The organism is Nocardia niigatensis NBRC 100131 (genome assembly GCF_000308655.1).
GTDB lineage: Bacteria > Actinomycetota > Actinomycetes > Mycobacteriales > Mycobacteriaceae > Nocardia > Nocardia niigatensis.
The window spans coordinates 24,312-44,541 of the sequence record NZ_BAGC01000019.1; the positions used below are offsets into that span (position 1 = coordinate 24,312).

Below are 20,230 nucleotides of genomic sequence, written 5' to 3' on the forward strand. Positions count from 1 at the left end.
GAGTTCGTGCCGATACGGCACGGACTCCGCTGCTGCGTTGTGCGGGGCCGAACCGAATCAGCGGGGCAGGCAGAGGAGAAGGATTATCCGGTTCGGATAGGTGTCGGTTTGGATGGGCCCGGCTTGGACGGTGTACTGGCGGATTTCCCCGGTGTCCGGGGCGCGGAGACTGAGGCTGCGGACGGGTGGAATGAAGTCGGTGGCGCCCTCGTCCCAGAAGCGCCGGAAGTCGGGGTAGTGGGCCAGATCGGCGACGAGAGTGGTGAAGACCGGGTCGTCGGGGGAGAGGCTCACGGTCATCTGGAGCCATTGGACATATTGGCGGGCTTCGGATTCCCAGTCGATCTCGACGGTTTTCGAGATGGGGTTGCCGAATATCCAGCGGAAGACATTGCCGTCCTCGCGGAGGCCGGGGAACGCGGCGTTCCAGGAGTCGTTGGTGTCCAGGATGTTTCCGCACGGGTCCAGGTAGGCGGCCAGGGCCGGTTCGAACAGGGTGAGAGCCTGTTGCTGGTCCGCGGTGATGGCGGCGTGCAGTTCCTCGGGGTCCACGGTTTCGGGCATGCGCAGGCCGGCGAGGTCGAGCAGGTGCCGGCGTTCGGTGGGGGTCAGAGGGGACATCAGGTTCAGGCAGCGCAGCAGCGAATCGACCACCGATCGGGTCGGCTTCTCGCGTTCGCCCTTCTCCAGGGCGGTGATGTAGCTGGCGCTCACGCCCGCCATATAGGCCAGGTGTTCCCGGGAGTAACCGCGTTCGTCACGCAGCCGCCGCAGCGCCTGGCCGAAGGTCGGCACCGCGATATCCTCAGCAAACCAACCGCTTTCCTCGTCTTCGGACACCGAAGACCCGCCTTCCCAACACCCGATCGCCGCCGTTCCCGCTCGCAGTCACCGACGAGCAACCCGATTAGGGATGCTGCCATACGGGCGCGAGGCCGAGGCACCAGTCGGAATATCCCAATTGTGTTGGTTCAAGGCATTGTGACCGCGGTGCGGCCGTGCTATCACCATGCAACGGCCGCCCGCGGGCTCGAAAACCCGGTGGTCCGGGTGTAGACGCCCAGCAACAAACTGGGAACCTCCACCGCGCCATGGTCTCCGATCGCCAGAGCGCGTCGCTTCGGCCCGGGGAAGCGGCCGAAGTAATCGAGCAGCTGATTCTGCGGGAAGATGGTCTCGTGCCATTGTGTGCCAAGCGATTTCGGATAACGCGGGATCGAGCCGGTCGCCGCCGTGCCCGGTGGTCACGCTCCGCCTACCACACCGCCACCGGATGGTGAACTGTGAAGCTCCTGCGCATCGTCATAGAATCCGCCCAGAGTTCGGATCCGGGTCTCGTCGAAAGGCGCTGCACGGCAGTACTTTTCGAGGCATCTTCGCAGTATTCAGTCGAAAGGTCTTGAAATGATCGCTCTGATCCTTGCCGCCGTCGGTCTCATCTCGGGCAGCGCCGTCGCCGCGGGCGCCGCGGGTAGCGCCGGCGCGTTCGCCGGGAATATCTAGGCACGCGGGGATATCCGGGCACGCAGAAACGGGCGGCCGGCCGGATACGGCCGCCGGAACCCCCTGACCCGGGTACGGGGCGGGGGGTTCGTCATCTCCGGGTTACTGATGCGGGTCGGCCGCCATGGCGTCGCGGACCGAGGTCTCCTGCCGGCCGCGGAATTTCGGCTCGGGGTGAAAGAGGATGGAGTAGACGGCCTTGGTGTCGGCGAGTTGATCCCGCAGCCAGATCTTCCGGTAGAGATCGTTGTGCAGCTGGGTGTCGTCGCCGATCGCGGTGGTCTCGATGCCGGCGGCCCGGCACAGCCCGATGGTGCGCGGCAGGCTGAAATCCTGGGTGACCGCGACGGCGGAGGTGACGCCGAAGATGTCGTGGGCGCGCACACAGGACTCGTAGGTGCTGAACCCGGCGTAGTCCAGCGCGATCTTGGCGGCCGGAACCCCGTGTGCGACGAGCCAGGCCCGCATGGCCGTCGGCTCGTCGTAGCTCGGGCGGCCATTATCGCCGGTGAGCAACAGCGCCTTCACCTTTCCCGACTCCAGCAGCCTGCGCCCCAGATCCAGCCGCGCGGCCAGATACGCCGACGGCGATCCGTCTGCCTTGACCTCGGCGCCGAACACGATCGCCACATCGGCGGCAGGCACGGTCTCCGCGCTGTACTGGTACTGCCGATTGGCCAGCCGCATCCACAGATCCGAGCCGACGAGCACGACCAGCACGAGCGCCACCAGCGCGAGAGCGAGCTTCACGACCCGGCGGATCGGAAACCGGGCGGCCACCCGGGCGCGGGTGGAGCGAAGAGCGGCGCGGTACTGCATGATCGCCAGTCTGCCGGAGCGGCCCGAATTGTCCGAACGAGTTTTCGGCGGCCCGCCCGACCGAGTTCCGGCGCCCGGACTTCCGGTCAGACCGGCTGCACGCCGATCATGGGCAGCACCGTGCGCCGGGCGAACTCCCGCGCGGCCGTGGCGTCCGACAGCGGGATCAGACCGTCCGGGGTCAGCACCAGCGACTGGCCCAGGCGAGCAAGCACTTCGGCGACCAGGTCGGCGTCGAAGGCGGGCACGTCCGCGGATGCCTGCAGCACGCGCAGCTTCTCGGCGAGGTAGGTGCGCCCGACCGCGAGAATGGGCCCGGCCTCGGTGGTCAGGCGCGGCAGGATCGTCTCGGGCTCGGTGCGCAGCAGGCGCTGCAGCAGTTTGTTGCTCGCCAGCTGGGTGATGAAGGCGACAAAGATCTCGGCCAGTTGATCGTTCCCGGAATCACCGGTGGCCGTGGCCTCCTGGACGCGCTTGTCGACCTCCGCGATGAACAGCTGCGCCTCGCGCACGCCCACCGCTTCGACCAGATCGTTCTTGGATTCGAAGCGCCGGTACAGGGTGGCCGGGCTGATGCCGGCGCGACGCGCGATCTCCCCCATGCTGGTTCGCTTGATCCCGAAGTCGAGGAAGGCCGACAGCGCGCTCTCCAGTAGCTGTTCGCCTTCGGTCCGTGGCTTCTCCAGGATGCGTTGCAGGATGGTGGGCACGGACGGCATCGAGTCTCCAGTCGGTCGGTTGGCGACCGCGACATTGCGGTGAACGGCCAAGGCGCACAGTGGCGCACGGGTCGAGCCGCATTATCGCATCGCCCGGCGGTTGCGGGTCACAACCCCGTCCGATCAGTGAACGCCGATACCGATCAGCGGACGTCGAGGGCGGCCATTTCGCTCTCTATCGCGTTGGCGGCGAAATCGATGCCGTTGGAACGCAGTTCGTGCACCCGGCGCTGGAGCGCCTCGATTCCCCCTGGCTGCGCGGCGATATCGGCCACGCTGATGCGCCGTCGGTGCATACCGTCGTGCTCGTACGACACCGTTGAAACCTCCTGCTAGCCCCGAACGCGCACCCGGCTCGCGGCGGCACAGCCCGGGCCGCCGGGAACGCTTCGGACGATGCTAACAGCGGCCTTTATGGTCGCTTGTTCAGTGTGGGGATTCTCACACGCCCCCTTCAGTCACTCCTCTTGACCCTGCCGGTGCAGCTCCGTGTTGTGCAGGTAGGCGGTCGCATTCATGCGAATGTGGTCACGCTCGGCCTCGCTCAGCTCCCGGCGCACCTTGCCCGGCACGCCCGCCACCAGCGAGCCCGGCGGAATCTGGGCGCCCTCCGGAACCAGGGCATTGGCCGCGATCAGGCTGCCCGCGCCGATCACCGCACCGTTCAGCACGGTCGCGCCCATCCCGATCAGCACATCGTCGCCGACCGTGCAGCCGTGCAGAATCGCGTTGTGCCCCACCGAGACTCCCTCGCCCACCGTGCAGGGGAAGCCCGGATCGGCGTGCAGCACGCAGCCGTCCTGAATATTGCTGCGCGCGCCCACGGTGATCTGATCCATGTCGCCGCGCAACACCGCCGAATACCAGACGCTCACTTCGGCTTCCAGGCGCACCCGCCCGGCCACGGTGGCATTCGGCGCGATCCACGCCTTGTCGTCGATCTGCGGCGCGTCCTCACCCAGCTTGATCCTCATAGCCCCGAACCTAGCGGCGGAACAGGGCGCGGTGCGCCGCAGGGGTGGTGCCGAGCAGCCGATGGAAATGGTGGCGCAGGTTGACGCCGGTGCCCAGACCGGAGTCGGCGGCGATGCGGTCCATGGTGTCGTCGGTCGACTCCAGCAGCAGCCGGGCATGATCCACACGCTGCTGCAGCAGCCACTGCTGCGGGCTGGTGCCGGTGCGATCGCGGAACCGGCGGGTGAAGGTGCGCCGCGACATGAGCGCCGTGCGGGCCCAGCCGTCCAAGTCCACCGGCTCGTCGAGATGCGTTCTGGCCCACACCATTGCGTGCTCGATCGGATCCCGGTCGGCCGCCTCGGGCACGGCGACCGGAATGTATTGCGCCTGTGAGCCGCTGCGGTGCGGGGCCAGCACCAGGCGGCGGGCCAGCTCCGCCGCGACCCGGCTGCCGTGATCGGTGCGCACCAGGTGCAGGCAGCAGTCCAGAGCTGCCGCGGTGCCGGCGGAGGTGATGAGATCGCCGTCGTCGGACCACAGGGTGTCCGCGCGCACCCGGACCGCCGGATGGGCCCGGGCCAGCTCGGCCGCCGCCGACCAGTGCGTGGTGATCTCGCGGCCGTCCGCCAGGCCGCTCGCCGCCACCGCCCAGGCGCCCAGGCACAGGCCCACGATGCGGGCGCCGCGGGCGTGCGCCCGGCGCAGGGCGTCCCGGAGTGGTTCGGGCAGTGGGCGATCGCGCTCCCAGCTGGGGATGACCACGGTGTCGGCGGTCTCGGTCGCCTCCAGGCCGTGGGCGACGACGATGTCGAAACCCGCTGGGGTGGTGATGGTTCCGGGCCGTTCGGCGCACACCACCACGCGGTAGGGGCTGCCGTCCGGACCGCCGGCGCCGATCCGGCCGAACACCAGGGTCGGGACCGCCAGGTGGAACGGGCTGATGCCGTCGTAGACCAGGACGGCCACGGTATGGCGGTCGTCGGACGCGGGAGAGGGGCCAGCGCTCATGGCCCGATCTTATCGATGCGCGGCCTTCGGGCCACTGTCGTGTACCGCGCTCCGGCGGCGAGACTTGTCGGCATGACGAACACGATCGACACCGCAGCTGCCGCCTCCACCCTCGAACTGCTCCACATCGGCGGCCCGACAGTGCGATTCGGCTATGGCGACCTGGTCTGGCTGACCGATCCGACCTTCGACGAACCCGGCGAATACCCGGGTGGCGTCACCCTCTTCAAGCTCGCCGGGCCCGCCGTGCCCGCCGCCGAGATCGGGCCCGTGGACGTGGTGCTGCTCTCGCACGACCAGCACGCCGACAATCTCGACCGGTCCGGGCGGGAATTCCTGGCCGGCGTCGAGACCGTGCTCTCGACTCCGGACGCGGCCGGGCGCATCGACGGCGTTCGGGGACTGGCCGAATGGGAGTCGGTGCGGGTCGGCGCGGTCACCGTCACCGCCGTGCCCGCACTGCACGGGCCGGAGGGTTGCGAGCCGTTCACCGGAGTGGTCACCGGGTTCGTGCTGCAGGCCGACGGGCTGCCGACCGTGTACGTCTCCGGGGACAACGCCTCGGTCGACCACGTGCGGCGGATCGCGGAACGCTTCGGGCGCATCGACATCGCCGTCCTCAATGTGGGCGCGGCCAATACCGACCGCTTCGGCGACCACGACCTGACCCTCAACGGCCGCACCGCGGTCCACGCCTCGGAGGCGCTGGGCACCGCGGTGATCGTGCCGGTCCACGCCGAGGGCTGGGCGCACTTCTCCGAGCACCTCGACTATCTGATCCACCGCTTCACCGTCGCCGGGCGCGCGGACCGCCTGCGCATCCCGACGGCCGGGGAAATCCTGGCCGTCACCGCGGTCGCCTCCTGATCGGCCGCGCGTCCCGGCTCGAATCCAGGTGGCGGCGGCCGCTTCCCGCGTGGCAGCGCTTCCCGTTCCCGCCCTCGCTGAAGGTTGCCAGTAGGTTGCGTTAGGTGAAATCGGGCCGTGGCGCTGATGGCGGCGCGGCCCCCGCGGGTGAACGATGGCGGTATGAGAATCGGCGTACCGCGGGAGGTCAAGGAGCAGGAGTATCGCGTCGCCCTCACCCCGGCCGGCGCCGGGGAACTGGTGCGGGGCGGGCACGAGGTGCTGGTCGAGGCCACGGCCGGGGTGGGGTCCGGGTTCGACGACGCCGACTACCTCGCGGCGGGCGCGCGGATCCTGCCCGGCCCCGACGAGGTGTGGGACGCCGCGGGCCTGGTGCTCAAGGTGAAAGAGCCCGTCGCCGAGGAGTATTCGCGCATGCGGGAGGGGCAGGTGCTGTTCACCTTCCTGCACCTCGCCGCCTCGCGCGAATGCACGGACGCGATCCTGAGTTCCGGCATCACCGCCATCGCGTACGAGACCGTCCGGGCCGCGGACGGGTCGCTGCCGCTGCTCGCGCCCATGAGCGAGGTGGCGGGCAAGCTCGCCGGCCAGGTCGGGGCGTATCACCTCATGTCGCCGCAGGGCGGGGAGGGCCTGCTGCTCGGCGGGGTGCCGGGGGTCCGGCCCGCGGACGTGGTGGTGCTCGGCGGCGGGGTGGCGGGCCGCAACGCGGCGGCCGTCGCGATCGGCATGGGAGCGCGAGTCACCGTGCTGGACACCAATATCGCGCGGCTGCGGGAGCTCGACGCCCGATTCGACGGGGGCGTCACCACGATCGGCTCCAACGTGGCCGAGGTCGAGCGGGCGGTGCTCGCCGCGGATCTGGTGATCGGCTCGGTGCTGGTGCCGGGCGCGCGGGCGCCGAAACTGGTGCCCGACAGCCTGGTCGCCGTGATGCGCCCGGGCTCGGTCCTCGTCGATATCGCCATCGACCAGGGCGGGTGCTTTCAGAGTTCGCATCCCACCACACACGCGGCGCCGACCTTCCGGGTGGCGGATTCGCTGTTCTACTGCGTGGCCAATATGCCGGGCGCGGTCCCGCACACCTCCACCGTGGCGCTCACCAATGTCACGCTGCCGTATGCCCGCGCCATCGCGGATCTCGGCTGGCCCGGCGCCTGCGCCGCGGATCCCGGTCTGGCACAGGGGCTCACGGCCGACGCCGGCCGGCTCTACTCGCCCGAGGTGGCCGCCGCCCACGGGCTGCGGCCGGTGACGCACGTCGCGTCCTGACCGACAATCGCCGCGGGCCCGCGACCGGGTGAATCCGGTTACGGGCCCGCGGTTTCCGCCGGTCAGGCCTCGGCGGCGCCGAGCGGCCAGTCGGGCTGCGCGCCGTCGGCCGGGATGCCCTGCAACTTGTCCGGGTTGCGGACCACGTCGATCTTGGTGATGCGGCCGTCGTCGATGGTGAACGAGAAGACACCGGTGTACTTGCCGTCGAACACCACCAGTCCCGGGCGGCCGTTGACCAGTACCGAACGACCCCACGCGCCACCGATCTTCGACGCGAAGTCCAGGAAGCCGAGCAGTGTCTTGGCGACCTTGTCCGCGCCGTGCATCGGGTGCAGGAACGCCTGCACCTTGCCGCCGCCGTCGGAGGTGAAGGTGACATTGGAGTCCAGCAGGCCGAGCAGTGCGCTCAGATCACCGGACCGCCAGGCCAGCGCGAATGCCGACACCACCTTCTCGTGCTCATCGGCGCTGGCCGGGAAGCGGGGCGTGCCGTCCTCCACGTGTTTGCGGGCGCGCGAAGCCAATTGGCGCACCGCGGCCGGGGTACGGCCCACCACCTCGGCGACCTCCGGGCCGGACATGCCGAACACGTCCTGCAGGACGAACGCGGTGCGCTCGGCGGGGGAAAGGGATTCCAGCACCACCAGCAGGGCGGTGGTGACGCGCTCGTCCTGGGAGACGCGGTCGGCGGGATCGTCCCAGGTGGTGATCTCCGGCTCCGGAAGCCATTCGCCCACATACTGTTCGCGCCGGGACCGCGCCGAACCCAGATGATCGAGGGCGAGGCGGCCGGTGACGGTGGTCAGCCAGGCGCGCAGGTTCTCGATATCCGCGCCCTCCGGGCTGGTCTCGTAGTAGCGGACCAGCCGCAGCCACGCCTCCTGCACCACATCGTCGGCATCGCTGAGACTGCCGAGCGTGCTGTACGCCACCCGCCGGAGATAGCCGCGATGCTCCTCGAACCGTCGCGCCAGCTCGGCCTGATCGGGACCGTCCGGCCGTCCGTCACCACTCATCGCACCCTCACCCTTCGCTCACGCCCGCCCGGTGGGGCGGACCGTTCACAGGACCGACGACGCAGGCCGGCGGACTGTGACATTCCCTTGCCGAATCTAGCGAAGGCGACCGAACGGTTCGTGAATTCGAGCGGCGGGCTCAGCGCCGGCGCGCGTAGGCGAAGGCCGCGGCGGCGACCGCGGCGGCCACCTGCACCGCCGCCGAGAGCCGCACCGCGCGGCGCAGATCCGGCACTCGGGGCACCGGACCGTCACCGAGCGTGGGACGCAGCTCGGTCCCGTGGCGGTATTCGGTGCGGCCGCCGAGCGTCACACCCAGCGCGCCCGCCATGGACGCCTCGGCCACACCGGCATTCGGGCTCGGATGCTTTCCGGCGTCCCGACGCCAGGCCCGCCACGCCTCGGCGGGGCGGCCACCGATCATTGGGGCGAGGGCGGTCGTCAAGAGGCCGCTCACCCGTGCCGGCGCGAGATTCGCGACATCATCGGTGCGGGCCGCGGCCCACCCGAAATTGCCGTAGCGGTCGTTGCGGTAGCCGACCATGGCGTCGAGGGTGTTGATGGCCCGATACGCCAGCAGTCCGGGCACCCCCGCGACCGCGCCCCAGAACAGCGGCGCCACAGTCGCATCGGAGGTGTTCTCCGCGATCGATTCGAGGGCCGCCCGCGCCAGCCCGTCCGCGTCCAGCGTCTCGGGATCGCGCCCGCACAGCGACGGCAGCAACGCCCGCGCCCCCTCGATATCGCCGGATTCGAGCCGATCCGCCATCTCTCGCCCGGTCTTCGCCAGGGTCGTCCCACCCAGCACGGTCCAGGTCGCGGCCGCGGTGACGGCCACCTCACCGGCCGCGCGGGCCCCGATCACCCTGCGCCGACCCGAGTTTCGCGGTCCTGCGACGGCTCGCCGCAGCCCGATCCCCAACGCGGTCACCACGCCGGCCAGCACGACCTCGTGCGCCACCCCGGCCGCGCGACTGTTCCGATAGGTGATCTGCTCCACCTTCACAGCGGCCGAACCGAACCCGGCCACCGGATGCCCGCGCCGTGGATCGCCGAAGGCCCGGTCCATGCCGAACCCGATCAGCAGTCCCGCGGCAGTCGCAATTCCCGTACGCACCCGGCGAGGTTATCGGAGACCACCGTCGCGATCGGCCCCGGTCGACTCACGGCTGCCGTGCCCGGAGGTCTCGCTATCGCCGGAAGTCGTCCGGTCGGATCGCGCGGCCGACCGATGAGCACGGGTTGCAGGCCGGTTCAGCGGCGGGTGCCGCCGTAGCGGTCGGCGAGGCGGGCTTCGTTCGTGGTGGGTTTCGGCTTCGACGGTGGGTCGTTGGGCTTCGCCGCGGTTGCGGGAGCGGGTGATTCGAGTGTGGTTGCGTCACCGGGCCGGTCGGTATCGGCCGGTGGGCCGGCGGCCTGAGTGGTGGCGGCAGGCTGGGTTGCGGCCTCGAATTTTTCGCGGCGGCGGGCGCGGATCTCGGCCCAGACGAAGTAGCCGAGGCCGAGCGGAGCCATCACCCCGAAGGCCAGCCACTGCAGGCCGTAGGAGAGGTACGGGCCCGAGTCCAGCTGGGGGAGCGGGTCGGGGGTGAAGGCGCCGGGTTGACCGGATTCCAGCTGGAGATAGCCCCCCAGACCGTCGGTCGGGATGGGCGTCAGGGGGATGCCGAGGACGGCGGCCTCCTGCTGGGTGTCGGTCGTATAGACCTGGCGGTAGCCGTCTTCCGTGGTCGGCGGCTTCTTCTCGATCACGCCCTCGGAGGCGCGGATGCGGGCCGCTACCTGCTGGGCGCCGGTGGGCGGCGCGGCCACCACCGGCGGATGGGTGCCGCCCTCGGCGGCCGCCACCTGGCCGCGGTCCACCAGCAGGGTGCGGCCGTCGTCGAGACGGAAGGCGGCCAGCACCGTGTAGGCGGGCTGGCCGTCGAGGTGACGCAACCGCACCAGCACGGTGGAATCCGGCACGTACGCACCGCTCGCGGTGACCCGCCGCCATTCGGTGTTCTTGCCGCTGCCCGACAGCAGGGTGCCGATGTCGACCGGGTCGGCGTGCACCGAGTTCGCGATGCGGTCATTGCGTTCGGAGGTGCGGGTGTTCTTGCCCAGCTGCCAGGGTGCCAGCACGGTGAAGCACAGGTAGGCGAAACCGGCCACCACCACCGCGAGAATCAGCCAGCTGGGCCGGAGCAGGAAGGTGAAGCGCCGCAGCAGCGAGGTCTTCGAATTCATGCCGCCTCACCCAGCTGTTCGCGCACCCACTCCAGCAGCCCCGGCATCGCCGCCTCGATCTGCTCGCGCACCAGCGCGAAATCGGTCTGGTCGCCGTAGTACGGATCCGGCACCGACCGCCCGTTCGCCCCCGCGTCGAAACTCCGCAGCAGCCGCCGCCGATCCGACGGCACCCCCAGCCGAGCCAGCTCCCGCTCGTGCCCGGTATCGAGCGCCACCAGCAGATCCGCCGCCCGATGATCCGGCCCGATCACGGCCGCCCGATGCCCCGTCGGATACCCGTGCCCCTCCAGCTCCCGGTTCGTCCGGTAGTCGGCCTCGTTCCCCACGTGCCAGCTCCCGGTCCCGGCACTGCTCACCCGCACCCGATCCGCCAGCCCCGCGCGCACCAGATGCGCGGCGAAGATCTTCTCGGCCATCGGGGACCGGCAGATGTTGCCGGTGCAGATGAAAGTCACGTGCAGCTCGCCCACGACAGCCATTCTGTCCGGTGGGCATGGGCGGCGGCCACGTAGGGTGGACGGCTGTGCCGGACGACACGGAGTTTCCCGATTTCGACCATGCCAGGCTGCGGCACCACGGGGACGTGGATGCGCGGCCGGGGATGGTCGACTTCGCGGTGAACGTCCAGGGGAGCGCGCCGCCGGACTGGTTGCGGGAACGGCTGGCGGGACGGCTGGGGGAGCTCGGGCGGTATCCGGGGGAGGCGGACGAGCGGGCGGCGCGGGCGGCGGTGGCCGCCCGGCACGGGCGGGCCGTCGACGAGGTGCTGCTGCTGGCCGGAGTGGCCGAGGGGTTCGCCATGCTGCCGCGGCTGGGGTCGCGGCTGGCGGCGGTGATCCATCCGTCGTTCACCGAACCGGAGCTGGCGCTGCGCGAGGCCGGGGTGCCGGTCGCCCGCGTGATGCTCGCGCCGCCGTACGCCCTCGAGAGCGCCGTGGCGCCGGCGGACGCGGATCTGGTGGTGGTGGGCAATCCCACCAATCCGACCTCGGTGCTGCACCCGGCGGACAGTATTCGTGCGCTGCGGCGGCCGGGGCGCGTCGTGGTGGTGGACGAGGCGTTCGCCGACGCGGTGCCGGGGGAGCCGGAATCGCTTGCCGGAGAGAGTCATCCGGATGTGCTGGTATTCCGGAGCCTCACCAAGACCTGGGCGCTGGCGGGGTTGCGCTGCGGCTATGTGCTGGGCGCGCCGCCGGTGCTGGCGCGGTTGAACCACGGCCGCCCGCACTGGCCGCTCGGCACCCTGCAGCTGGAGGCCATTGCCGCGGCGAGCGAACCGGCCGCGGTGGCCGAGGCGCAGCGCCGGGCCGAGACGATCGCGGTCGACCGGGCCGCCATGATTCCGCGCCTGCGGGAACTCGGCATCGAGGTGCACGAGCCCGCGCACGGGCCGTTCCTGCTGCTCCGCGTGCCGGATGCGGAATTGTTGCGAAAGAAGCTCGCGGACAAGGGAATCGCGGTACGTCGCGGTGATACCTTCCCGGGACTGGAAACGGGCTTCCTGCGCGTGGCGGTGCGGCCGGCCGCCGAGGTGGATCGGCTGGTCGCGGCCATCCGCGACGTGGGCCTGTGAGACACGGTGAGCTGGTGAGCGAAAAGGAGGTTCGGTTGTGGTGACGACGGTGCGGCTGGCGGATCTCATGGCGGCGCTGGATGCGGCGTACCCGCCGAGGCTGGCCGAATCCTGGGATTCGGTGGGGCTGGTGGCGGGTGACCCGGACGAGCCGGTGTCGCGCGTGCTGTTCGCGGTCGACGCCACCGGCGCGGTCGTGGACGAGGCCATCGAATGGGGTGCGCAGGCGCTGGTCGTGCACCATCCGCTGCTGCTGCGCGGTGTGGACACCGTCGCGGCCAACACGCCGAAAGGCGCTCTGCTGCACCGGCTCATCCGCTCCGGGTGCGCGCTGTTCACCGCCCACACCAATGCCGATTCCGCCGACCCCGGCGTCTCGGACGCGCTGGCGCACGCCCTCGGGCTCACCATCACCGGGCCGCTGGATCCGAAACCGCTGACCGCCATGGACAAGTGGGTGGTGGCGGTGCCCGTCACGCACCGCGACGAGGTGCTCGACGCCCTGTTCGCCGCGGGCGCGGGCGTCAGCGGAAACTACTCGGACGCGGCCTGGACGGTCGCGGGCACCGGGCAGTTCCGGCCCCTCGACGGCGCGAACCCCGCCCTGGGCGTGGTCGGTGAACTGCACGAGGTCAGCGAGGATCGGCTCGAGGTGGTCGCCCCGCCGTCCCGCCGCGCCGCCGTGCTGGCCGCCCTGCGGGCCGCGCATCCGTACGAGGAGCCCGCCTACCACGTCACCGAGCGCGCCCAGCTGCCCTCCGGCCTGGGCATCGGCCGCGTCGGCGAGCTGCCCGCCCCGGAAACGTTGCGCGAGTTCACCGCTCGCGTCCGCGCCGCCCTGCCCGCCACCACCTGGGGGGTGCGCGCCGCGGGCGACCCGGACCGCGTCATCCGCACCGTCGCGGTGTGCGGCGGCGCGGGAGACTCCTTCCTGGGCAAGGTCTCTCGCCTCGGCGTGGACGCCTACGTGACCTCCGACCTGCGCCACCATCCGGCCGACGAGCACCTGCGCGCGGGCGGTCCGGCCCTGGTCGACGCCGCCCACTGGGCCACCGAGTTCCCGTGGTGCGCCCAGGCGGAAGGGGTGGTGCGCGCTGCCCTGCCCGATCTGGAAACCCGGGTTTCCACCCTCCGCACCGACCCGTGGACAATCGGCGTGTCGGACTGCTGATGCAAGAGTGCTGAAGGTTCGCGGCCCGGCTCGATTCTGGACTGCGCTCCGCCTCCCCGCGCTTGGAGCGGGGGAGCGAAGGAGGGAAGAATCGAGCTTCCGGCTCCATGGACCTGCGCCGTGGCCGCGAACAGCCCGGAGCGGAGCGTAGGGCAAATGGGCACTGTACGGTGGGAGTCTTGAATTCGTCCATAGCGTCCAGGAGACCTTCGCGTTGAATGCCGAACCATCGATCCAGGCCAAGCTGCTCGACCTCGCCGCCGTCGACGCCGAGCTGACGCGGATCGAGCATCGCCGCAAGGTGCTGCCCGAGCAGCAGGAGGTGGCGCGGCTGGAGGGTGAGCGCACCACCCGCAAGGACGCGGCGGTGAAGGTCGAGATCCTCATCGACGACCTGGACCGCGACATCCGCAAGCTGGAGGGCGAGATCGAGGCCGTCCGCAAGCGCGAGGAACGCGATCGCGGCCTGCTCACCGCCGGTTCGGTCGGGGCCAAGCAGCTCTCCGAACTGCAGCACGAGCTGGGCAGCCTGGAACGCCGCCGCAAGGTCCTCGAGGACGACCTCATCGAGGTGATGGAGCGCCGCGAGGCGGCCGCCGCCGACCACGACCACGCCGGCGCCAACCTGGACCAGGCCGAGGCCGATCTGGTCGACGCCGAGCGCCGCCGCGATGAGGCGGTCGCCGACCTGAACGTCGCCCAGCAGCGCTGCGACTCCGACCGCGTCGCCCTCACCAAATCCTTCCCGGCCGAGCTGCTCACCGCCTACGACAAGCAGCGCACCACCTACGGTGTCGGCGCCGCCCTGCTGCAGGCCCGCCGCTGCGGCGCCTGCCGCATCGAACTCGACCGCGGCGAGATCTCCCGCATCACGCAGACCGCTCCCGACGTGGTGGTCCGCTGCCCGGAGTGCGGCGCGATCCTGGTGCGCACCAAGCAGTCCGGGCTCTGATCCGGCGGCCGCGCGCGAAGTGCGGCACGCTGCCCGACGAGCCGTGCTCGGAGCGGTCCGACGCGGAGTATCAGACCGGTACGGAAGGTGAACAGCGTTGGTGGACAAGGTGATCGTCGAAGCTGACGGCGGGTCGCGGGGCAACCCGGGGCCGGCCGGTTACGGCGCGGTGGTGTGGGATGCCGACCATGGGCGCGTGCTGGCCGAACGCAAGGAATTCCTCGGGGTCGCCTCCAACAATGTCGCCGAATACCGCGGGCTCGTCGCGGGTTTGGAGGCGTCGGCCGAGCTCGGTGCACGGGAGGTGGCCGTGCGCATGGACTCCAAGCTGGTCGTCGAGCAGATGTCCGGGCGGTGGAAGGTCAAGCACGAGGCCATGATTCCGCTCGCCGACCGGGCACGCCGGCTGATGGCCGGGTTCGACCGGGTGAGCTTCACCTGGATTCCGCGCAAGGAGAATTCGTACGCCGACCGGCTGGCCAACGAGGCCATGGACGACGCCGGAACCGTGGCCGAGGTCCGGGAGGCGCTCGCCGGCGAACGGGCCGCCGGTGCGGATTCGCGCTTGGCCGCGCCCGCGACGACGGAAACCCGTTCGGCGGTAGGGGAAATCGGTGCGGCCGTCGCGGGCGGCGTGGTGGATTCCCCCGCGGCCGGCCCCGCGCGGACGGCGACCATCGCGCCCGGCTGGACCGGAGCGATCGGGCGGCCCACGCGGCTGCTGCTGCTACGCCACGGGCAGACGGAATTGTCTGTGCAGCGCCGGTATTCGGGCCGGGGCAATCCGCCGCTGACCGAACTGGGCCGGCGGCAGGCGGCCGATGCCGCGGCCATGCTCGCGGGCAAGGGCGGGATCGAGGCCATCGTGTCCTCCCCGCTGGGACGTGCCCGGGAGACCGCCGAGGCCGCGGGAGAGGCGCTCGGACTGCCCGTACGGGTGCTGGACGGCCTGACCGAGACGGATTTCGGTGCGTGGGAAGGGCTGACCTTCCAGGAGGCCCGCGAGCAGGATCCGGAGCTGCACGGCCGCTGGCTCGGCGATCCGTCGTTCCCGGCGCCCGGCGGCGAGAGCTTCGACCAGGTGCGTGAGCGGGTCGAGACGGTGCGGCGGGATCTGGTGGCGCTGTATCCGGGCGCGAATGTGCTCGTGGTCAGCCATGTCACGCCGATCAAGACACTGCTGCAGCTGGCGCTCGGAGTCGGGCCGTCACTGCTGTACCGGCTGCACCTGGATCTGGGGTCGCTGTCCATCGCCGAGTTCTATCCGGACGGCGGCTCCGCGGTGCGCCTGGTCAACGACACCTCGTACCTCTGACACCGTCGCGCCCCACCTGGTTCGGGGACATGCCCCGGGCTCAGGGCCGCAGCGTGGCCATGAGGAATTCGGTCTGGTCGTAGACGGCCTTCTCGAACCAGTCGTCGAAGTAGATCTCGAAATGCCCGATGGGGTAACGCTTCACGGTGGCGTGCTTGGTGCGCTCCGCGGCCTTCAGGGTGGGGCCCACCGGCGCCACCGAGTCGTTGTCGCAGATCGCGTACAGCACCGGCGCTTTGATGTCCTTGACGTGCCGGGTGGGATTGTCGAACAGCGCCGACAGCCCGACCCGCGCGGCCACTTTCGGCCGGTATCGCGTGCTCTCCTCGGCCAGCCGCCCGAAACCGGCGGGCACGTCGGCGGCGCTCATCAGGGCCGCGGAGTGCTTCTTGCCGGCCAGCCGGGCATTGATCGGGCGCCGAATGATCGGTCCCACAACCTGATCCGTGACCGCCAGTGTGCCGATCTTGAGCAGACTGATCGGCCCCTTCGCCAGGGCCGAGGACCAGCCGCTGGTGAACGGGCACTGCGCCACCACGGCGGCGATGTAGTGATCGTCGGGCGCGACCGCCAGCACGTGCCCGCCACCGAAAGAACTGCCCCACAGCGCGATCCGGGTCGCGTCGATGCCCCGGATGGTGCGCGCGAACGCGATCGCCGCGTGCCAGTCCGCACGCTGCCGGGCGATATTGATCACCTGTCGCGGCTCGCCGCCGCTCGTCCCGAAATGCCGATAGTCGAAGGCCAGAACCGCGATTCCCACCGACGCGAAACGCCGGGCATAGCGGTCCAACCCCATTTCCCGGTCCGCCCCCAGCCCGTGACCCATGACCACCAGTGGGCGCGGCTTGGGCGGTCCGTCCGGGAGATACAGCCACCCCGCGCACTGTTCGCCACCCGAAGGGAACCCCACCTCGACACGCTCCATGGCCACCTACCGTACCCTGGTGGCCGCGGACGAGTCGGTCGGGCGGCCGCGGCGAGAGGAACGGGCACAGCGGTGCCGCTGCCCCTCGCCGAGGAAAGTCCGGACTCCGGAGAGCAGGGCGGTTGCTAACGGCAACCCGGGGCAACCCGCGGGACAGTGCCACAGAAAAGAGACCGCCGGTGGGCCGCACTTCGCGAGAAGTGCACCGCCGGTAAGGGTGAAACGGTGCGGTAAGAGCGCACCAGCGCGCCGGGTGACCGGCGCGGCTCGGTAAACCCCGCCCGGAGCAAGGTCGAAGGCCGCACTCGCGAGAGTGCGGCTGCGCAGGTGTTCGAGGGCTGCTCGCCCGAGCCTGCGGGTGGACCGCTCGAGGCACCCGGCAACGGTGTGTCCAGATGGATGGTCGCCACCTGGCGGGAAACCGCCGGGGACAGGATCCGGCTTACAGACCGACTCGTCCGCCTCAGCACCCCTGGCCCCAGGCCGGGGTGCCGTCCCCCCGAAACCCATGCGCTCGCGTGGATGTTGCGGGGTTGTTATCTCGTCACGGGGGCGATCTTCGGGTGCGATGATGGAGGTACCCCATCGGATTTCCGGTGGAGCAGAAATCTTTTCGCGGAGCGAACGATGGATGTTCTGTATCTGTTGGTGGGCTGGCTCGCCGCCTTTGCGGTCATCATCGGCATCGGCCTGGCGGCCGGGGTGCGGGTGGTCACGCAGTATGAAAAAGGCGTGGTTTTCCGGCTGGGACGGGTGCGGTCGGTGCGGGAGCCGGGAATGCGGCTGCTGATTCCGGGCGTGGACAAGATGCAGAAGATCTCCATGCAGGTGATCACCATGCCGGTGCCCGCGCAGGAGGGGATCACGCGTGACAATGTGACCGTCCGGGTGGACGCGGTCGTCTATTTCCGGGTCATCGATCCCTTGCGGGCGCTGATCGAGGTGCAGGACTACCTGTTCGCGGTCGCGCAGGTGGCGCAGACGTCACTGCGCTCCATCATCGGCAAGAGCGAACTCGATGATCTGCTGTCCAACCGCGAGCAGCTCAACAAGGGCCTGGAGATCATGATCGACAGCCCGGCCGTGAACTGGGGCGTGCACATCGACCGCGTCGAGATCAAGGATGTCGCGCTGCCGGATGCCTTGAAGCGCTCCATGTCTCGTCAGGCCGAGGCAGAACGCGAACGCCGCGCCCGCATCATCTCCGCCGAGGGCGAGCTGCAGGCGTCGGAGAAGCTGGCCGCGGCGGCCGCTAATATGGCCCATACCCCGGCCGCCCTGCAACTGCGCTTCCTGGAGACCGTGGTTCAGGTTGCGGCGGAAAAGAATTCGACTCTGGTCCTGCCCTTCCCGGTGGAACTCCTGCGCTTCTTCGAGCGCCGTACCCATCAGCAGGCCGCGGCGGCCGTACCGGGCCAGGAGACCGAGCGCCCGGCCCTGGGTCCCGCCGAACTCGGCGAGCTGATGGCTGCCCTCGCGCAGCCCAGTGTCCGGGAGGCTCTGGCGGCGCTGGAACAGGCCGATGCGCGAGAGAAGACGAACGCGGCCGGGGAGCCCGGCGGCGGAAAGGAGTCGGCGTAGCGCGGGCACCGGGTCCGGGCGCGTCCGGCGGCAAGAGGGTGAGGAAACAATCATGGCGGGTCTGATTCAGCCGGCGGCCGTCGTGGTGCTGTTCGGTATCGCGTACGGATTCAAGTTCTTCAGCGCCAAGTTCCCGAACGGGGTGCGTGGCCGGTAGGCCCCGCGGGCGCGGAAATACTCGACGGGAGGGCGGCGTGCGCGACGCCGCTCTCCCGTTCGCGTGCGCGGACCGACGGGTCGGATGAGAATCGCGACGCGCCACACGGTGTGTAGCGGCGCGGCTCGGCGTGTCGAGCGAGTTATCTGCTCCGAACTGGCACGGAACGTGATCGACGTCATAAAGTGTTGCGCGTTGGAAAGTTCCGTTGCGGTCCGCAACGGGCGAAGGGCTCAACAATCGTCGGAAAGCAGGTCTCGTCTCAATGCGAATTGCTCGCAAACTGGCAGTCGGTGCGCTTATCGCTGCTGCCGCTTCCATTGCGCTGGGTGCCGGTTCCGCCTCCGCGGCCACCGTGACCCCGCTGCCGGGTGGGGTGCAGGTCGACCTCACCCCCGCGGACACCCAGTGGGTGGCTCAGACCCACCTCGGGCAGGCGATAGCGGGCCTGCCGCACCCCTCGGCCGCTTCCTTCGGGGAGGCTCTGGACTCGGCGGCGCTGCTGTCGTCCCAGTACCCGGACGGGCGTGTGGTCTTCACCGTGTACGGTCCGTTCAACGAGCTGAACGGCACCATGCTGGCCCTGCAGTAGGGACAGCCTCCGCAGTGGAACTGCATCAACGGATCGTGTCGGCGCCGGTGGACTTCGGCGCCGTCCGGACCGAATTCGGATTGGCCTCGGACTACCCGTCCGGGGCCGTCTCGGAGGCCCGCGACGCGGTCGACGCGTTCGCGGGTGCCCGAGCCGATCGGCGGGAGATCCCGCTGGTCACCATCGATCCCCCGGGCGCCATGGATCTGGATCAGGCGCTGCATCTGGAACGCACCCCGACCGGCGGATTCCTCCTCCACTACGCCATCGCCGATGTGGCCGCGGTGGTCGTGCCCGGCGGGCAGTTGGCCCGCGAATCCCTGGCCCGCGGCCAGACCTTCTACTTTCCCGACGGCACCGTCCCGCTGCACCCGCCGGTGCTGTCCGAGGATCGCGCCAGCCTGCTGCCCGGCGTGGACCGCCCGGCCGCGCTGTGGACCATCGAATGCGACGCGCACGCCGAGCCCGTGCGCTGGTCCGTGACCCGCGCTCTGGTGCGCTCCCGCGCCCGCCTCGACTATCACGGCGTGCAGGCCGACGCCGACGCCGGCCGCCTGCACCCGTCGATCGCCGCGCTGCCCGCGTTCGGGCGGCTGCGCATCGACGCCGGTATCGCGCGCGGCGCGATCACCCTGCGGTTGCCCTCGCAGACAGTGATCCGCGACGGCGAGCAAACCGGAATCGACCACTGGCAGCTTGCCGTCGAACCGCGCACCGCCGCCGACGATTGGAACGAGCAGGTCTCGCTGCTGACCGGCATGTGCGCCGCCCGAATCATGCTCGATGGCAATAACTCGAACGGCTCCGGCAACCCCGATCACGTGGGTTTGCTGCGCACCATGCCACCGCCCATGCCGACCGCCATCGAGTCCATGCGCCGTACCGCCGCCGCGGTCGGGGTCACCTGGCCGCGGAACGAGTCCGCGGGCCGCATGCTGGCCGCGCTGGACTGCAACACGTCCGCCGCCCTGGTGCTCATGTCCGTGGCCATCAGCCTGCTGCGCGGCGCCTCCTACACCATCATGAACGGCCAGTCCCCGGAAGCCTTGCAGCACAGCGCGATCGGCGCACCCTACGCCCATGTCACCGCCCCGCTGCGCCGTCTGGGTGACCGCTACGCCACCGAGATCTGCCTGGCCCACTGCGCGAGAACCGAAGTCCCGCACTGGGTTCGCGATGACCTTGCCACCGTCGCCGACACCATGCGCCGCACCGACGCCGTCGCCGGCAAGGTGGAACGCGCCTGCGTCGACCTCACCGAGGCCACCGTCCTGTCTCCCCGTCTGGGCACCGACTTCGACGCCGTGGTTCTCCGCGAAGCCAACGGCACCCGCCCCGCCGAAATCTTCATCGCCGACCCACCGGTCCTCGCCAAATGCGCCGGCACACCCCCCGAGGGCGGAACGATCCAGGTCCGCCTCACCGAAGCCGACCCCATCACCCGCACCGTCAAGTTCAGCTACCCGGCCGGACCGGGCACTTCGGTGCCATACCCGAAGCCGTGACCGTCGAACCGTTTCCGCAGTGGTTGCGTCCGTTCGAGATGGACATCGACCTGATCGAGA

Annotated in this window: 20 protein-coding genes and 1 other RNA gene; 10 read left to right on the forward strand and 11 right to left on the reverse strand. The window is 70.3% G+C overall.

The window, feature by feature from the left end:
* Positions 1-57 precede the first annotated feature (57 nt).
* From ON33_RS06055 to ON33_RS06075, 6 genes are all read right to left on the reverse strand, one after another.
* Entirely contained in the window at positions 58-795 is a 738-nt protein-coding gene (locus ON33_RS06055; RefSeq protein WP_157184428.1) for a helix-turn-helix domain-containing protein, read from the reverse strand.
* 810 nt (positions 796-1,605) lie between these two features.
* A complete protein-coding gene (locus ON33_RS06060; protein WP_051151696.1) occupies positions 1,606-2,322 on the reverse strand; it encodes a SanA/YdcF family protein in 717 nt (238 codons plus the stop codon).
* A gap of 86 nt (positions 2,323-2,408) precedes the next feature.
* Entirely contained in the window at positions 2,409-3,041 is a 633-nt protein-coding gene (locus ON33_RS06065; RefSeq protein ID WP_040856224.1) for a TetR/AcrR family transcriptional regulator, read from the reverse strand.
* Positions 3,042-3,184: 143 nt separating this feature from the next.
* Positions 3,185-3,358 carry a hypothetical protein gene (locus tag ON33_RS42200; protein ID WP_169336781.1) on the reverse strand — a complete coding sequence of 58 codons (174 nt, stop codon included), beginning with the start codon at positions 3,356-3,358 and terminating at the stop codon, positions 3,185-3,187.
* Between the two features lie 141 nt (positions 3,359-3,499).
* Complete coding sequence (locus tag ON33_RS06070) at positions 3,500-4,015, reverse strand: gamma carbonic anhydrase family protein (protein ID WP_040856227.1); 516 nt, start codon at positions 4,013-4,015, stop codon at positions 3,500-3,502.
* A 10-nt stretch (positions 4,016-4,025) separates the two neighbouring features.
* Positions 4,026-5,006, reverse strand: a complete 981-nt coding sequence (locus ON33_RS06075) for a GlxA family transcriptional regulator (protein ID WP_051151697.1) — start codon at positions 5,004-5,006, stop codon at positions 4,026-4,028.
* A gap of 72 nt (positions 5,007-5,078) precedes the next feature.
* Here ON33_RS06075 and ON33_RS06080 point away from each other — a divergent pair, with 72 nt between their 5' ends.
* On the forward strand, positions 5,079-5,873 hold the full coding sequence (locus ON33_RS06080; protein WP_040856393.1) for an MBL fold metallo-hydrolase: 795 nt from the start codon (positions 5,079-5,081) through the stop codon (positions 5,871-5,873).
* A gap of 162 nt (positions 5,874-6,035) precedes the next feature.
* Positions 6,036-7,145, forward strand: coding sequence for an alanine dehydrogenase (ald, locus tag ON33_RS06085; protein ID WP_040856395.1), 1,110 nt, complete (start codon positions 6,036-6,038; stop codon positions 7,143-7,145).
* Between the two features lie 62 nt (positions 7,146-7,207).
* Here the strand turns inward: ald and sigJ are convergent, their stop codons facing one another.
* The 4 genes from sigJ to ON33_RS06105 form a co-directional block, all read right to left on the reverse strand.
* A complete protein-coding gene (gene sigJ / locus ON33_RS06090) occupies positions 7,208-8,164 on the reverse strand; it encodes an RNA polymerase sigma factor SigJ (protein ID WP_040856228.1) in 957 nt (318 codons plus the stop codon).
* 139 nt (positions 8,165-8,303) lie between these two features.
* Positions 8,304-9,281: a cobalamin biosynthesis protein gene (locus ON33_RS06095; RefSeq protein WP_040856231.1), complete on the reverse strand. Its 978-nt coding sequence runs from the start codon at positions 9,279-9,281 to the stop codon at positions 8,304-8,306.
* 137 nt (positions 9,282-9,418) lie between these two features.
* Complete coding sequence (locus ON33_RS06100; RefSeq protein ID WP_040856398.1) at positions 9,419-10,372, reverse strand: SURF1 family cytochrome oxidase biogenesis protein; 954 nt, start codon at positions 10,370-10,372, stop codon at positions 9,419-9,421.
* Positions 10,373-10,389: 17 nt separating this feature from the next.
* Positions 10,390-10,875: a low molecular weight protein-tyrosine-phosphatase gene (locus tag ON33_RS06105; RefSeq protein WP_040856234.1), complete on the reverse strand. Its 486-nt coding sequence runs from the start codon at positions 10,873-10,875 to the stop codon at positions 10,390-10,392.
* Between the two features lie 44 nt (positions 10,876-10,919).
* On the opposite strand from ON33_RS06105, the gene cobC reads away from it, so the two are divergent.
* The 4 genes from cobC (at position 10,920) to ON33_RS06125 (ending at position 15,407) form a co-directional block, all read left to right on the forward strand.
* Entirely contained in the window at positions 10,920-11,969 is a 1,050-nt protein-coding gene (gene cobC, locus ON33_RS06110; RefSeq protein ID WP_051151698.1) for an Rv2231c family histidinol phosphate aminotransferase CobC, read from the forward strand.
* 40 nt (positions 11,970-12,009) lie between these two features.
* Positions 12,010-13,140, forward strand: a complete 1,131-nt coding sequence (locus tag ON33_RS06115; RefSeq protein ID WP_040856404.1) for a Nif3-like dinuclear metal center hexameric protein — start codon at positions 12,010-12,012, stop codon at positions 13,138-13,140.
* A 214-nt stretch (positions 13,141-13,354) separates the two neighbouring features.
* Positions 13,355-14,092 (forward strand): zinc ribbon domain-containing protein, encoded by a 738-nt coding sequence (locus tag ON33_RS06120; RefSeq protein WP_040856237.1) that lies wholly within the window; start codon positions 13,355-13,357, stop codon positions 14,090-14,092.
* A gap of 100 nt (positions 14,093-14,192) precedes the next feature.
* A complete protein-coding gene (locus ON33_RS06125; protein WP_040856407.1) occupies positions 14,193-15,407 on the forward strand; it encodes a bifunctional RNase H/acid phosphatase in 1,215 nt (404 codons plus the stop codon).
* A gap of 40 nt (positions 15,408-15,447) precedes the next feature.
* Here the strand turns inward: ON33_RS06125 and ON33_RS06130 are convergent, their stop codons facing one another.
* Positions 15,448-16,335 carry an alpha/beta hydrolase gene (locus ON33_RS06130; protein WP_040856240.1) on the reverse strand — a complete coding sequence of 296 codons (888 nt, stop codon included), beginning with the start codon at positions 16,333-16,335 and terminating at the stop codon, positions 15,448-15,450.
* Between the two features lie 30 nt (positions 16,336-16,365).
* Here ON33_RS06130 and rnpB point away from each other — a divergent pair.
* From rnpB to ON33_RS06145, 4 genes are all read left to right on the forward strand, one after another.
* An RNA gene (gene rnpB / locus ON33_RS37995) (RNase P RNA component class A) lies at positions 16,366-16,796 on the forward strand.
* A gap of 166 nt (positions 16,797-16,962) precedes the next feature.
* On the forward strand, positions 16,963-17,916 hold the full coding sequence (locus tag ON33_RS06135) for an SPFH domain-containing protein (protein WP_051151699.1): 954 nt from the start codon (positions 16,963-16,965) through the stop codon (positions 17,914-17,916).
* Between the two features lie 422 nt (positions 17,917-18,338).
* Entirely contained in the window at positions 18,339-18,665 is a 327-nt protein-coding gene (locus tag ON33_RS06140) for a hypothetical protein (RefSeq protein WP_040856243.1), read from the forward strand.
* 14 nt (positions 18,666-18,679) lie between these two features.
* Positions 18,680-20,170, forward strand: coding sequence for an RNB domain-containing ribonuclease (locus ON33_RS06145; RefSeq protein ID WP_040856246.1), 1,491 nt, complete (start codon positions 18,680-18,682; stop codon positions 20,168-20,170).
* Positions 20,171-20,230: the final 60 nt, after the last annotated feature.